The sequence below is a fragment of the Streptomyces sp. NPDC093795 genome (assembly GCF_044764665.1).
Classification (GTDB): Bacteria; Actinomycetota; Actinomycetes; order Streptomycetales; family Streptomycetaceae; genus Streptomyces.
The window spans coordinates 412199-425260 of sequence record NZ_JBIWIO010000006.1 but is presented as its reverse complement, the minus strand read 5'-3'; the positions used below and the strand labels follow the sequence as shown (position 1 = coordinate 425260).

Genomic DNA, 13062 nt, shown 5'->3' with positions numbered 1-13062 from the left:
TTCCGTGCGCTCGAGTTCCTTCGGGCGGTACTGACGAGAGAAGGCCGGTCCCATGAATTTCTCCCCGTTGCCCTCGGTGGACGCGGCTTCCGTGCCGGCGGATGCCCTGGTGCTGGACGTCAGGGAGGACGACGAGTGGGCGGCCGGTCATGTCGAGGGCGCGCTGCATGTGCCGATGAGCGACTTCGTGGCCCGCTTCGGTGAGGTGACGGAGGCCGTGGCCGAGCGGGGTCGCGCCTATGTGATGTGCCGGGTCGGCGGCCGGTCGGCGCAGGTCACGCAGTATCTGGTGCAGCAGGGCTTCGACGCGGTGAACGTCGACGGCGGGATGCTCGCCTGGGACGGTGCCGGGCGTCCGATGGTGACGGGGAACGGCAGCCCGGCCTTCGTCCTCTGACGTCCGACTGCCGTCAGCCGAGGGGGTGGGCGGCCAGCAGGTCGCCCAGGGCCTCCTCGTGGGCCGCGGCGGGGCCGAGAGACAGCTCCAGGTGCTTGGCCCAGGCGTGGTAGCGGTGCAGGGGGTAGTCGGTGTCGGCGCCGAAGCCGCCGTGCAGGTGTTGTGCGGTCTGCACCACGCGCCTGACCCCTTCGGAGGCCCAGATCTTCGCGACGGCGATGTCTCCGGCGGCGGGGAGCGCCCCTTCGGATGCGCTGGAGAGACGCCAGGCGGCCTGCCAGAGGGTGGCCTCCATGGCGCGCAGGTCGATGTAGCGGTCGGCGGTCTGGACGGCGACGGCTTGGAAGGTGGCCACGGGGTGGCCGAACTGTTCCCGCTTCCCGGTGTACTGGCTCGTCATGGTGAGCACGGCCTCGCCGAGACCGAGGGCGAGCGCGCAGGTGCCGGTGGTGAGGAGGGCGCGCAGCCATTCCCAGGCGCCGTCGGCGTCGATGAGGTGGGTGTCGTCGAGGCGTACGGCGTCGAGTCGTAGTTCGGCGAGGAGTTCGCCGTTGGTGGAGTACTGCGCGGCGAGGACGAGGCCGTCGTGGGTGCGGGGCAGCAGGGCGAGCACGGTGCGTCCCTCGGGGGTGTGCGCGGGTACGGCGACGAGGTCGGCGCCGTGGGCCCAGGGGACGGCGGTCTGGAGGCCGTCGAGGATCCAGGTGGTGCCGTCGCGGCGGGCGGTGACGGCGCGCTCGGCGGGGTCGTGGCCGGTGCGTCCCTGGGAGGCGGCGGTGAGGACGAGTTCGCCGCGGGACACGCGGGGGAGCAGCTCGGCGGCCGTGTGCCGGGGGGCGTACCGCTCGACGGTCATGGCGACGGCGCTGGTCTCCAGGAGGGGGACGCGGGCGAGGACGCGGGCCGACTCGCGCAGGACGAGGCAGAGTGCGACGGGGTCGAGTCCGGCGCCGCCGTGTTCCGGGGACACCACCATGCCGAGCAGGTCGGCGGCGGCGAGGCGGGACCAGAGGGGTCGGTCCAGGTCCTCGGACACGGCACCCGGGGTGAGGGCGGGGCTGGGTACCGTGTCGGGCGCGACGTCCGAGAAGATCGCCTTGGCCGCCTCGACGGCCGCCTGTTGCTCTTCGGTGAAGGTGAAGTCCACTGCTCTGCCCTCCCGTTGCTGCCGCTGCTCTGCTGACGGTTCGTCAAGATAGAACAGGTTCTAGTGGAAGGGAATGGCTGTGGCGGTGTCGGGGCTCCGGTGGATCGGTGCCGGTTTCGTCAGCGGTCGAAGTCCAACTCCACGTCCGGCGTGACCGGATGGGACTGACAGGCCAGGACGTACCCGGCTTCGGTCTCCTCCGGTTCCAGCGCGAAGTTGCGGTCCATCCGGACCTCTCCGCCGACGAGGAAGGCGCGGCAGGTGCCGCACACCCCGCCCTTGCAGGCGTACGGAGCGTCCGCGCGGGCGCGGAGCACCGTGTCGAGGAGCGTCTCCCCCCGGTCCACCGGCCAGCTGCCGGACCGGCCGTGGAGGGTCGCGGTCAGGGTGGCGTGCGCGGGGGTGTCGGTCGCGGGGACGGCGGCGGGCGCCGAGCCGTCGTCGACGTGGAAGATCTCCTGGTGGATCCGGCCGCGGTCGACCCCGAGGCCGCGCAGCGCCCGCTCGGCGCCCTGCACGAGCCCGAACGGGCCGCAGAGGAACCAGCCGTCGATCGTGTCGACCGGCAGCAGCGCGGGCAGCAGCTCGGCGAGCCGCTCGTGGTCGAGACGGCCGGACGGCAGACCCGCCTGCTGTTCCTCCCGGGAGAGCACGGTGACCAGCTGGAAGCGGTCGGGGTAGCGGTCCTTCAGGTCGGCGACCTCGTCGAGGAACATCGTGGACGCGGCGGTGCGGTCGCTGCGGATCAGGCAGAACCGGGCCTCCGGCTCGCGGGCGAGCAGGGTGGCCGCGATCGACAGGACGGGGGTGATGCCGCTGCCGCCGACGACCGCCGCGAAGCGGCCCGGGCGCGGGGTGAGCGAGAAGCGGCCCATGGGCTCCATGACCTCGACGAGGTCACCGACGGCCAGTTCCTTGAGCGCGTACGTCGAGAACGAGCCGCCGTCGACGAGCCGGATGCCGACGCGCAGGACGGGGGGCTCGCCGACCGGGGTGGCGGGGGCGCAGATCGAGTACGTGCGGCGGATCTCCTCTCCCTCCTCGCCGGTGCGGCGCAGGGCGAGGTGCTGGCCGGGGAGGTGCCGGTACGCCTCGTGGAGTTCGGGCGGGACGTCGAAGGTGACGGCCACGGAGTCGTCGGTGAGCCGCTCGACCTCGCTCACCCTGAGCGGATGGAACCCGGCGCGCCCCGGGGATCCCTCCCGGCGGGGGCTGGGGGAGCCTGAGGTCACCATCTACAACTCCTTGAAGTGGTCGAACGGTTCGCGGCAGGCGGTACAGCGGCGCAGTGCCTTGCACGCGGTCGAGGAGAAGCGGCTCAGGAGCTCGGTGTCGGTGGAGCCGCAGTGGGGGCAGCGGATCGCCAGGGTCAGCGGCACCGGCCCTCCGGCCGGGCCCTGGGGGCGCGGTGGGGCGACGCCGAACTCGGCCAGCTTGCGTCGCCCTTCCTCGCTGATGTCGTCGGTGGACCAGGCGGGGGCGAGGACCGTGACGACGGAGACCTCCGGTACTCCGTGCTCGTGGAGTGCGCGCTCGATGTCCGAGGACATGGCCTCGACGGCGGGGCAGCCCGTGTACGTCGGGGTGAGGGCGACCTCGACCCGGCCGGGTCCTGTGACCTGGACGCCTCGCAGCACACCGAGCTCCGCCAGGGTGAGGACGGGCAGCTCGGGGTCGAGGACGGCGCCGGCGATCCGGCTCAGCTCCTCCTCCAGGGCGGTCATGGTCACCATGTCGCCCCCGGATGGCTGCGGTGCAGGTGCTGCATCTCGGCGAGCATCGGTCCGAAGGGCTCGGTATGCAGCCCCTGCCGTCCGGCCCCCGCGCGCCAGGCGCCGGTGCGCGGTCCGGAGGGGACCGTGAGCGTGGCTCTGCCGAGGACGTCCGTCACCGACGCCAGCCAGGTGCTCTCCATGGCCGCGTGGTCCACGTCGAGGCCCTCGACGGGCTGGAACAGTTCTCCCGTGTACCGCCAGAGGGCGTCGCACGCTCGGCTCATCCGCTCGTGGCTCTCGGCGGTGCCGTCGCCGAGCCGCAGGGTCCACTGCTCGGCGTGGTCCTGGTGGTAGGCCACTTCCTTGACGGCCTTGGCCGCGAGTCCGGCGAAGGGCCCGTCCCCGGCGGCCAGCTGCCCGTACAGAAGGCGCTGGTAGGTGGAGAAGTAGAGCTGTCGGGCGATGGTGTGGGCGAAGTCGCCGTTCGGCTGTTCGACGAGCTGGACGTTCCGGAAGGAACGCTCCTCGCGCAGGTAGGCCAGTTCGTCCTCGTCGCCGGCGAGCGAGAGCAGGATCCGGGCCTGGCCGAGGAGGTCGAGCGCGATGTTGGCCAGGGCGACCTCCTCTTCCAGGACGGGGGCGGAGCCCGCCCACTCCCCCAGGCGGTGGGAGAGGACGAGGGCGTCGTCGCCGAGGGCGAGGGCGGCTCCGGTGAGCACGGCGGCCTCACGCGTGTCGGGGGTGCTCACAGGTGCTTCACCCCCTCCGGGATCTCGTAGAACGTGGGGTGGCGGTAGGGCTTGTCCGCGGCCGGCTCGAAGAAGGGGTCCTTCTCGTCGGGCGAGGAGGCGGTGATCTCCGTGGAGGGGACGACCCAGATCGACACGCCTTCGCTCCTGCGGGTGTACAGGTCGCGGGCGTTGCGCAGGGCCATCTCCGCGTCGGGCGCGTGGAGACTGCCCGCGTGGGTGTGGGACAGTCCGCGGCGGGAACGCACGAACACCTCCCACAGGGGCCAACCGTCGCTCGTCATGCCTGTGCCTCCCCGTGCTTGCCGGTGTGCTTGTGCTTCTCCGCGTGGGCGGCGGCCGCTTCCCTGACCCAGGCGCCGTCCTCGTGGGCCTGGCGCCGCTTGCTCAGCCGCTGGTCGTTGCAGGGGCCGTTGCCCTTGAGGACGTCCCAGAACTCGGTCCAGTCGATGGCGCCGAAGTCGTGGTGCCCGCGCTCCTCGTTCCACCGGAGGTCGGGGTCGGGGAGGGTGAGTCCGAGGGCCTCGGCCTGTGGCACGGCGATGTCGACGAAGCGCTGCCGCAGTTCGTCGTTGGTGTGGCGCTTGATCTTCCAGGCCATCGCCTGGGCGGTGTGGGTCGACTCGTCGTCGGGCGGGCCGAACATCATCAGGGAGGGCCACCACCAGCGGTCCACGGCGTCCTGGGCCATGGCGTGCTGGGCCTCGGTGCCCCGGGAGAGGGCGAGCAGCGCCTCGAACCCCTGGCGCTGGTGGAAGGACTCCTCCTTGCAGACCCGGACCATCGCGCGGGCGTACGGCCCGTACGAGCAGCGGCAGATCGGGACCTGGTTGGTGATCGCGGCCCCGTCCACCAGCCAGCCGATGGCGCCGACGTCGGCCCAGGTCAGCGTGGGGTAGTTGAAGATCGAGGAGTACTTCTGGCGGCCCGAGTGGAGCTTGTCGAGCAGCTCGTCGCGGCTGGTGCCGAGGGTCTCCGCCGCGCTGTACAGATACAGGCCGTGGCCGGCCTCGTCCTGGACCTTGGCCATGAGGATCGCCTTGCGCCGCAGCGAGGGGGCGCGGGTGATCCAGTTCGCCTCCGGCTGCATGCCGATGATCTCGGAGTGGGCGTGCTGCGCGATCTGCCGGACGAGTGAGGCCCGGTAGGCCTCGGGCATCCAGTCGCGCGGTTCGATCCGCTCGTCGGCGGCCACGGCGGCGTCGAACACGGCCTCGTGAGCGGCCTGCTCCGCCGCCACGGCCGCGTCCGACACGCCGGGCACGCCCGTGGTCCCTGCCGTCCTTGCCGTCACTGCGGTCATCAGGCCCCCTACCGACCGATCGTTCGGTTGAATGACTTCAATGGTGGGTCGACGGCCCGTATGGTGTCAACCCTGTGGATAACCGAGGTGGGCCGATCGAGATCGGGGCGGGATGGACGCGTACGTCGAGAAGGACGCGGCCGACGTGAACGACGGCCGTCCTGCGGCCCCCGCGGACGCCCTCACCGACGCCCCGGGCACCGCTCCCGCGGCGCACCGCGACACCACTCCCGTGGCGGAGCGCGCGACCACCGGGATCATGGCGCTCTCGCTGCCCTACCAGGTCGTTCTCGCCGTGGCGCTCGCCGTCGCCGGGGTCTTTGCCTGCGTCCATCTGGCGATGGTGTTCCTGCACGTGGCGCCGTCGAACACGCTGACCAAACGGCACGGCCAGGCCGTCGACGACTGGGTCTATCCCGAGTTCGAACAGAACTGGAAGCTCTTCGCTCCCAATCCGCTCCAGCAGAACATCTCCGTCGAGGTCCGCGCCGAGCTCGCCACTCCCGACGGCGCCCCCCGCACCACCGACTGGATCGACCTCACCGCCCAGGACACCGAGGCGATCCGCCACAACCCGATGCCCAGCCACGCCCAGCAGAACGAGCTCCGCCGGGCCGTGGACTTCTATCTCAACTCGCACTCCGACGACGACCGCCCCAACGGGTCGCGCGGCCGCCTCTCGGGGGAGTACATCCGCCGGATCGCGGTGCTCCGCCTCGACGCACTCCCCGCCTTCGAAGGCCCCGACGGGCGGGCGCTCGCCGGCGACGTGCGGCGGGTCCAGCTCCGTACCGTCACCCGGCCCGTCGGGGCCCCCCGGTGGAGCTCCGAGAAGACCGACACCGCCCCCTCCTACCGCGACTTCCCGTGGTGGCCGGTCACCGAAGCCGACCGGCCCGCTGGAGCCGACCGGCCTACCGAAGCCGACCGGCCCGCCGGAGCCGACCGAAGCCGCGCGGAGGCGGGCCGATGAGCACCCCCACTTCCACTCCCCCGCCGCCTCCCGCCGCCGCCGCCACGCGCGCGCGTACCCGCGAGCCCTTCGACCGGCGGCTCGCCCGCGCCGTCCAGACCGTCACAGGCCGCTCCCTCGGCCCGTACCAGACCGCGATCGTGCGGATCGGCTTCTCGCTCACCTGGCTGGCCTTCCTGCTGCGCGAGCTGCCGCACCGCCACGAGCTGTACGGCCCCGACGGCCCCTGGTCCTGGGAGATGGCCCGCCGGCTGATCGCCGACAACCGGTCCTTCACCGTCCTCATGTGGTCGGACGGCCGGATCTGGTTCGAGCTCGTCTACGGGCTCGCCGTGCTCTCCGCCGTGCTGCTCCTGATCGGCTGGCGCACCCGGGCCGTTTCGGTGGTCTTCATGGTCGGGGTGCTCTCGCTGCAGAACCGCTCCGTCTTCGTCGGTGACGGCGGTGACAACGTCCTCCACCTCGCCGCGATCTACCTCGTGTTCACCCGATGCGCCCAGGTGTGGTCACTCGACGCCCGGCGGGCGGCCCGTGACGCCCGCGCCGCCCGCGCGGGCGAACCACCGCGCGACGACCGCGTCGGCCCGCTGCTGTGGACCGTGCTCGGCGGCTTCCTCCTCGCCACGACCTGGTTCAGCGAGACCACCGGCGAGTGGTGGCTGCCGGTGCTGCTGTGGGTCCTGTGGCTCGGAAACGGCCTGTGGTGGCTGGTCTGCCGATACGCGCCGGAGGAACCGCGCACCCTGCTCGACGCCCTCGCCCACCTCGCGCACAACGCCGCCCTCTTCGTGATCATGGCGGAGGTCTGTCTGATCTACGCCACGGCCGGCTGGTACAAGATCCAGGGCTCGCGCTGGCAGGACGGCACCGCGCTGTTCTACCCGCTCAACCTCGACTACTTCACGCCCTGGCCGGCCCTCTCCGAGCTGCTCGGCTCCAGCGGGGTCATGGTGATGCTGCTGACCTACGGCACGGTGCTCGTCCAGGTCGCCTTCCCGTTCACGCTCTTCCACCGCAAGGTCAAGAACGTCCTGCTGGTCGCGATGATGCTGGAGCACGCCGGGATCGCGGTGCTCCTCGGACTGCCGGTCTTCTCGCTCGCGATGATCTCCGCCGACGCCGTGTTCCTGCCGACGCCGTTCCTCATGGCGCTCGGCGCGTGGGTCGTACGGGGCAGGGAACGGCTGCTGCGGCGGGCGCCCGCCGGGACGCTGCCCGAGCCACGCCGTACGGGTGAGGAGCACGGTCCCCGTACCCTCGTCGGGTGAGCACCACCAGTACGACTGACGAGAAGCCCGGAGCCGGAGCCGGCCGCGAGGCCGCGGCCGAGGCCGTCGAGCCGGTCCAGTACGACGAGGGCTTCGGTCCCGAGGTCGGCGTCGGGCCGCACCCGGAGCCGTGGCCCGAGGGCGAGCGGTACGACCCCGAGCTGCTCGCCGACGGCGATCGGCGCAACGTCGTGGACCGCTACCGGTACTGGACGCGGGAGGCGGTCGTCGCCGACCTGGACACCCGGCGCCATGACTTCCACGTGGCCGTGGAGAACTGGGGCCACGACTTCAACATCGGCTCGGTGGTGCGGACCGCCAACGCCTTCCTGGCGAAGGAGGTCCACATCGTGGGCCGCAGGCGCTGGAACCGCCGGGGCGCCATGGTCACCGACCGCTACCAGCACGTCCGGCACCACCCGGACACCGAGTCGCTGACCTCGTGGGCGGCCGCCGAGGGCATCCCGGTCATCGGCATCGACAACCTGCCGGGCGCCGTGCCGCTGGAGCGGACCGTGCTGCCCCGCCGCTGCGTGCTGCTCTTCGGACAGGAGGGCCCGGGACTCACCGAGGAGGCCCGCGCCCATGTCGAGATGGTCTGCTCGATCGCCCAGTTCGGCTCGACCCGCTCGATCAACGCCGGGGCGGCCGCCGCCATCGCCATGCACGCGTGGGTCCAGCGCTACGCCGAGATCGAGAGCCCGTAGTACGGCCCGTCCGACGATTTCCGCCGCGTGGAGGCCCCCCGTGGGCCTCCACGCGCGCGTGCCTCAGGCCTGGCGGCGGACCTCCACCACCCGGAAGCGGTTGGAGACGAAGGCGCCGTCGCACAGGGCCGCGTTCGCCGCCGGGTTGCCGCCGGAGCCGTGGAAGTCGGAGAACGCGGCGGTCTGGTTCACGAACACCCCGCCCGTGAGGTTCAGCGAGAGCTGGGCCGACTCCTCCAGGCAGACCTCCTCCACCGCGCGCTCGGTCTCCGCCGAGGTCGTGTAGGCCCCGACCGTCATGGCGCCCTTCTCCCGGACCGTGCGTCGAAGCAGCTCCAGGGCGTCGTCGGTGGAGTCCACCGAGACGGCGAAGGAGACCGGGCCGAAGCACTCCGAGAAGTACGCGGCCTGGGCGTCCGGCTTGGAGCCGTCCAGCTTCACGATGACCGGCGTACGGACCACGGCGTCCGGGTACTCCGGGTTGACCACCTCGCGGGAGGCCAGCGCCACCTCACCCAGGCCGGCGGCGGCCTCGAGACGTGCCTTCACGTCCGGGTTGACCAGGGCGCCGAGCAGACCGTTCGCCCGGGCGTCGTCGCCGAGGAGGCCACCGACCGCCGCCGCCAGGTCGGCGACGACCTCGTCGTACGACTTGGGGCCCTGGTCGGTGGTGATGCCCTCGCGGGGGATCAGGAGGTTCTGCGGGGTGGTGCACATCTGGCCGCTGTAGAGGGACAGCGAGAACGCCAGATTGGACAGCATCCCCTTGTAGTCGTCGGTGGAGTCGACCACCACCGTGTTGACGCCGGCCTTCTCGGTGTAGACCTGCGCCTGTCGGGCGTTGGCCTCCAGCCAGTCGCCGAACTCGGTGGAGCCGGTGTAGTCGATGATCCGGATCTCGGGGCGCACCGCCAGGGTCTTGGCGATGCCCTCGCCCGGCCGCTCGACGGCGAGCGCGACCAGATTGGGGTCGAAGCCGGCCTCGGCGAGCACCTCACGGGCGACGCGGACGGTGAGCGCGAGCGGCAGGACCGCGCGCGGGTGCGGCTTGACCAGGACGGGGTTGCCGGTGGCCAGGGAGGCGAACAGGCCCGGGTAGCCGTTCCACGTGGGGAAGGTGTTGCAGCCGATCACCAGGGCGACGCCGCGGCCGACCGGGGTGAACTCCTTGCTCAGCTCCAGGGGGTCGCGCTTGCCCTGGGGCTTGGACCAGCCGGCCCGCCCGACGGGGGTGCGGGTCTGCTCCGCGTACGCGTACGCCACGGCTTCGAGGCCGCGGTCCTGCGCGTGCGGGCCGCCGGCCTGGAACGCCATCATGAACGCCTGCCCGCTGGTGTGCATGACGGCGTGGGCGAACTCATGGGTGCGGGCGGAGATCCGGGCGAGGATCTCCAGGCAGACCAGGGCGCGGGTCTCGGCCCCCGCGTCGCGCCAGGCGGCCGTCCCCGCGCGCATCGCGGGGAGCAGGACGTCGATGTCGGCGTGCGGGTACTCGATGCCGAGCGACGGGCCGTACGGCGAGGTCTCGCCGCCGGTCCAGCCGTCCGTGCCGGGCTGGTCGAGCTCGAAGCGCGTGTTCAGCAGGGCCTGGTGGGCGGCGAGGCCGGCCGCCGCGTCGAGCGAGCCGTCCGCCCCGTACGCCTTCGGGTGCTCGGGGTACGGCGACCAGTAGGCACGGGTCCTGATGGTGTCGAGCGCCTGGTCGAGCGTGGACCGGTGCTTCTCGGCCAGACGGTCGGTGGTCTGCAGAGCGGTGGCCATGAGTGGACCAACTCCTCGTCGAGCTGGGCAGGGAGACACGTACGGAGTTAGAGTAACCGAACGATCGGTCGGGACAAGGGGGCCTGTCGATCCTGTGGAAAACCCATCGGGGAGGATCACTCCTATGAGCGCCAACGTGACCGTCAGGGGGAGCGACGACGTGACCGCCAGTGAGCCCACCGCCCTCGCGCAGGACCGCACCGTCTCCGTCGACCGCACCGTCGCCGTCGTCGGCACGGGGACCATGGGCCAGGGCATCGCCCAGGTCGCCCTGGTCGCCGGCCACCCCGTGCGCCTCTACGACAGCGCCCCGGGCCGCGCCGGGGAGGCCGTCGCCGCCCTCACCGCCCGCCTGGACCGGCTCGTCGAGAAGGGCCGCCTGGACGCCACCGCGCGCGAGGCCGCCGTCGGGCGGCTGCACGCCGCCGCGGACCTCGCCGAGCTCGCGGACGCGGCGCTCGTCGTCGAGGCGATCGTCGAGCTGCTCCCCGTCAAGCAGCAGCTCTTCGCCGAACTGGAGAAGGTCGTCGGCGACGACACCGTCCTCGCCACCAACACCTCGTCCCTCTCCGTCACCGCCATCGCGGGGGGCCTGCGGCTGCCCGGCCGGTTCGTCGGACTGCACTTCTTCAACCCGGCGCCGCTGCTCCCGCTCGTCGAGGTCGTCAGCGGCTTCGCCACCGACGCGGACGTCGCCACGCGCGCGTACGAGACGATGAAGGCCTGGGGCAAGACGCCGGTGCGCTGCGCGGACACCCCCGGCTTCATCGTGAACCGGATCGCGCGCCCCTTCTACGCCGAGGCGCTGCGGGTCTACGAGGAGGGCGGGGCCGACCCCGCGACCATCGACGCGGCCCTGCGTGACTGCGGCGGCTTCAAGATGGGCCCCTTCGAGCTGACCGACCTCATCGGCCAGGACGTGAACGAGGCGGTCACCCGGTCGGTGTGGGAGTCCTTCCACCAGGACCCGAAGTTCACGCCCTCGCTCGCGCAGCGGCGGCTCGTGGAGTCCGGGCGCCTCGGCCGCAAGACGGGCCAGGGCTGGTTCTCGTACGCGGAGGGCGCCGAACCGCCCTCACCGCACACGGCGGAGCCGGCCGAGGCACCGGCGAAGATAGTCGTCCGCGGCGACCTGGGACCCGCGGAGCCGCTGGTGGGGCTGTTCGAGGAGGCCGGGATCAAGGTTCGGCGCAAGGGCGGCCCGGGGTACATCGCGTTGCCCGGGGGCGGCAGGCTCGGCCTTGCTGACGGCGAGACCGCGTTCGAGTACTACAACGAGGAGATCATCTACTTCGACCTCGCGCTGGACTACGCGCGCGCGAGCCGGATCGTTCTCTCCACCGGAGACCGGACGGCGCCCGAGACGCTCCGCGAGGCCGTGGGCCTCTTCCAGGCCCTCGGCAAGCAGGTCTCCGTGATCGGCGACGTACCCGGCATGATCGTGGCCCGTACGGTCGCCATGCTGGCCGACCTCGCGGCCGACGCGGTCGACCGGGGCGTCGCCACCGCCGAGGACGTCGACACCGCGATGCGGCTCGGGGTCAACTACCCGGCCGGGCCGCTGGAGTGGGCCGAGAAGGTGGGGCACCGGCCCACGGTGGGGCTCCTGCGGGAGCTGCACGAGCGGTACCCGACGGGGCGGTACGCGCCGAGCGTCGGTCTCGTGCGGCGCGCGTACGCCGAGGACGCGGAGGACTCCCGATGACCACCGTGAAGCGCGACACCTACACCCCCGAGACGCTGCTCTCGGTCGCCGTGCGGGTCTTCAACGAGCGTGGCTACGACGGCACCTCCATGGAGCATCTCTCCAAGGCGGCCGGGATCTCCAAGTCGTCGATCTACCACCATGTGTCCGGCAAGGAGGAACTCCTTCGGCGGGCGGTCAGCCGGGCGCTCGACGGGCTCTTCGCGATCCTCGACGAGCCGGGCGCCGTGCGCGGCCGGGCCGTCGAGCGGGTCGAGTACGTCACGCGGCGGACGGTCGAGGTGCTGATCGCGGAGCTGCCGTACGTGACGCTGCTCCTGCGGGTGCGCGGCAACACGAGCACCGAGCGGTGGGCCATGGAACGGCGGCGGGAGTTCGACCACAAGGTGGCCGAACTGCTCAAGGCCGCCGCCGATGAGGGCGACCTGAGGGCCGACGTGGACATCCGGCTCGCGACCCGGCTCCTGTTCGGCATGATCAACTCGCTGGTGGAGTGGTACCGGCCGCATCCGGACGCGACGGCGGAGCGGGAGCAGCTCGCGGAGACCGTCGCCCGCCTGGCCTTCGACGGGCTGCGGACGGCCCGCTGAGCGTCGCCCTCCGGGGGCTGGGTCAGCCGCGAGGGTCGGTGTCGAGGTCGGTCTCCTCGAAGACCAGCAGGGTGCGCGTGGACAGCACCTCCGGGATCGCCTGGAGGCGGGTGAGCACCAGCTCGCGCAGCGTCCGGTTGTCCGGCGTGTGCACCAGGAGCAGCACGTCGAAATCGCCGCTGACCAGGGCGATGTGCGCGGCGCCCGGCAGTGCCCTGAGCTGCTCGCGGACCGTCCGCCAGGAGTTCTGGACGATCTTGAGCGTGATGTAGGCCGAGGCGCCGTGGCCGGCCCGCTCGTGATTGACCCGGGCGCTGAAGCCCCGGATGACCCCGTCGTCGATGAGCCGGTTGATGCGCGCGTAGGCGTTGGCGCGGGAGACGTGCACCCGTTCGGCGACGGAGCGTACCGAGGCGCGTCCGTCCGTTTGCAGCAGCCGCAGGATGTCCCGGTCGATCGCGTCGAGCGGGCGGGCCGGCAGTGCGCCGGTCGGCGGGCCGACGGGGGCGCTCAGGATCTCGGTCTCGTCGCCCGGAACGCCGCTCCGGTCGACGGCCATTTGTTCATCCGCCATGTGCCCCCGCCTCTCTCCGATGGACGTCCTGCTCATATCCCAGGCTGTGGAGAACCGTTTGTCCACAGGCTGGAGGTGCCTGTAGCCAAAATGACTCCACGACCGAACAATCGGTAGGTGAGGCGCGCCACACCCGCGCCACCCGCCTTCGGGTTTTATGCCCGCTCCCACGA

14 protein-coding genes are annotated in these 13062 nt (G+C 72.0%); 6 read left to right on the top strand and 8 right to left on the bottom strand.

Annotated elements, in window-relative coordinates; translation table 11 throughout:
• Nucleotides 1-52 precede the first annotated feature (52 nt).
• Nucleotides 53-397, top strand: a complete 345-nt coding sequence (locus tag ACIRB7_RS19410) for a rhodanese-like domain-containing protein (protein WP_073811565.1) — start codon at nt 53-55, stop codon at nt 395-397.
• A gap of 13 nt (nt 398-410) precedes the next feature.
• Here ACIRB7_RS19410 and ACIRB7_RS19405 read toward each other — a convergent pair whose 3' ends face one another.
• From ACIRB7_RS19405 to paaA, 6 genes are all read right to left on the bottom strand, one after another.
• Nucleotides 411-1544: an acyl-CoA dehydrogenase family protein gene (locus tag ACIRB7_RS19405; protein WP_403599847.1), complete on the bottom strand. Its 1134-nt coding sequence runs from the start codon at nt 1542-1544 to the stop codon at nt 411-413.
• Between the two features lie 119 nt (nt 1545-1663).
• Nucleotides 1664-2779: a 2Fe-2S iron-sulfur cluster-binding protein gene (locus ACIRB7_RS19400; RefSeq protein ID WP_403599844.1), complete on the bottom strand. Its 1116-nt coding sequence runs from the start codon at nt 2777-2779 to the stop codon at nt 1664-1666.
• The gene (gene paaD, locus ACIRB7_RS19395) at nt 2780-3277 is read right to left on the bottom strand and encodes a 1,2-phenylacetyl-CoA epoxidase subunit PaaD (protein WP_403599841.1); all 498 of its coding nucleotides are present in this window, start codon (nt 3275-3277) and stop codon (nt 2780-2782) included.
• Nucleotides 3271-4008, bottom strand: a complete 738-nt coding sequence (paaC, locus tag ACIRB7_RS19390) for a 1,2-phenylacetyl-CoA epoxidase subunit PaaC (protein WP_403599838.1) — start codon at nt 4006-4008, stop codon at nt 3271-3273. The genes paaD and paaC overlap by 7 nt, the downstream gene beginning before the upstream one ends.
• Nucleotides 4005-4292 carry a 1,2-phenylacetyl-CoA epoxidase subunit PaaB gene (gene paaB / locus ACIRB7_RS19385; protein ID WP_015034815.1) on the bottom strand — a complete coding sequence of 96 codons (288 nt, stop codon included), beginning with the start codon at nt 4290-4292 and terminating at the stop codon, nt 4005-4007. Before paaB ends, paaC begins: the two co-directional genes overlap by 4 nt.
• Complete coding sequence (gene paaA, locus ACIRB7_RS19380; protein WP_403599835.1) at nt 4289-5311, bottom strand: 1,2-phenylacetyl-CoA epoxidase subunit PaaA; 1023 nt, start codon at nt 5309-5311, stop codon at nt 4289-4291. Before paaA ends, paaB begins: the two co-directional genes overlap by 4 nt.
• Nucleotides 5312-5423: 112 nt before the next feature.
• Between paaA and ACIRB7_RS19375 the strand changes: the two genes are divergently transcribed.
• Genes ACIRB7_RS19375 through ACIRB7_RS19365 form a run of 3 tightly spaced genes read left to right on the top strand, consistent with a single transcriptional unit; the run spans nt 5424 to nt 8259 of the window.
• Nucleotides 5424-6284, top strand: coding sequence for a DUF5819 family protein (locus tag ACIRB7_RS19375; RefSeq protein ID WP_403599832.1), 861 nt, complete (start codon nt 5424-5426; stop codon nt 6282-6284).
• Nucleotides 6281-7552, top strand: coding sequence for an HTTM domain-containing protein (locus ACIRB7_RS19370; RefSeq protein WP_403599830.1), 1272 nt, complete (start codon nt 6281-6283; stop codon nt 7550-7552). The genes ACIRB7_RS19375 and ACIRB7_RS19370 overlap by 4 nt, the downstream gene beginning before the upstream one ends.
• Complete coding sequence (locus tag ACIRB7_RS19365; protein WP_403599828.1) at nt 7549-8259, top strand: TrmH family RNA methyltransferase; 711 nt, start codon at nt 7549-7551, stop codon at nt 8257-8259. The genes ACIRB7_RS19370 and ACIRB7_RS19365 overlap by 4 nt, the downstream gene beginning before the upstream one ends.
• Nucleotides 8260-8322: 63 nt before the next feature.
• Here ACIRB7_RS19365 and paaN read toward each other — a convergent pair whose 3' ends face one another.
• Complete coding sequence (gene paaN / locus ACIRB7_RS19360; RefSeq protein ID WP_403599826.1) at nt 8323-10020, bottom strand: phenylacetic acid degradation protein PaaN; 1698 nt, start codon at nt 10018-10020, stop codon at nt 8323-8325.
• A 124-nt stretch (nt 10021-10144) separates the two neighbouring features.
• Between paaN and ACIRB7_RS19355 the strand changes: the two genes are divergently transcribed.
• Nucleotides 10145-11725: a 3-hydroxyacyl-CoA dehydrogenase gene (locus ACIRB7_RS19355; RefSeq protein WP_403599823.1), complete on the top strand. Its 1581-nt coding sequence runs from the start codon at nt 10145-10147 to the stop codon at nt 11723-11725.
• The gene (locus tag ACIRB7_RS19350) at nt 11722-12315 is read left to right on the top strand and encodes a TetR/AcrR family transcriptional regulator (protein WP_403599820.1); all 594 of its coding nucleotides are present in this window, start codon (nt 11722-11724) and stop codon (nt 12313-12315) included. Before ACIRB7_RS19355 ends, ACIRB7_RS19350 begins: the two co-directional genes overlap by 4 nt.
• 22 nt (nt 12316-12337) lie before the next feature.
• Here ACIRB7_RS19350 and ACIRB7_RS19345 read toward each other — a convergent pair whose 3' ends face one another.
• A complete protein-coding gene (locus tag ACIRB7_RS19345) occupies nt 12338-12889 on the bottom strand; it encodes an Lrp/AsnC family transcriptional regulator (RefSeq protein ID WP_403599818.1) in 552 nt (183 codons plus the stop codon).
• Between the last annotated feature and the right edge of the window lie 173 nt (nt 12890-13062).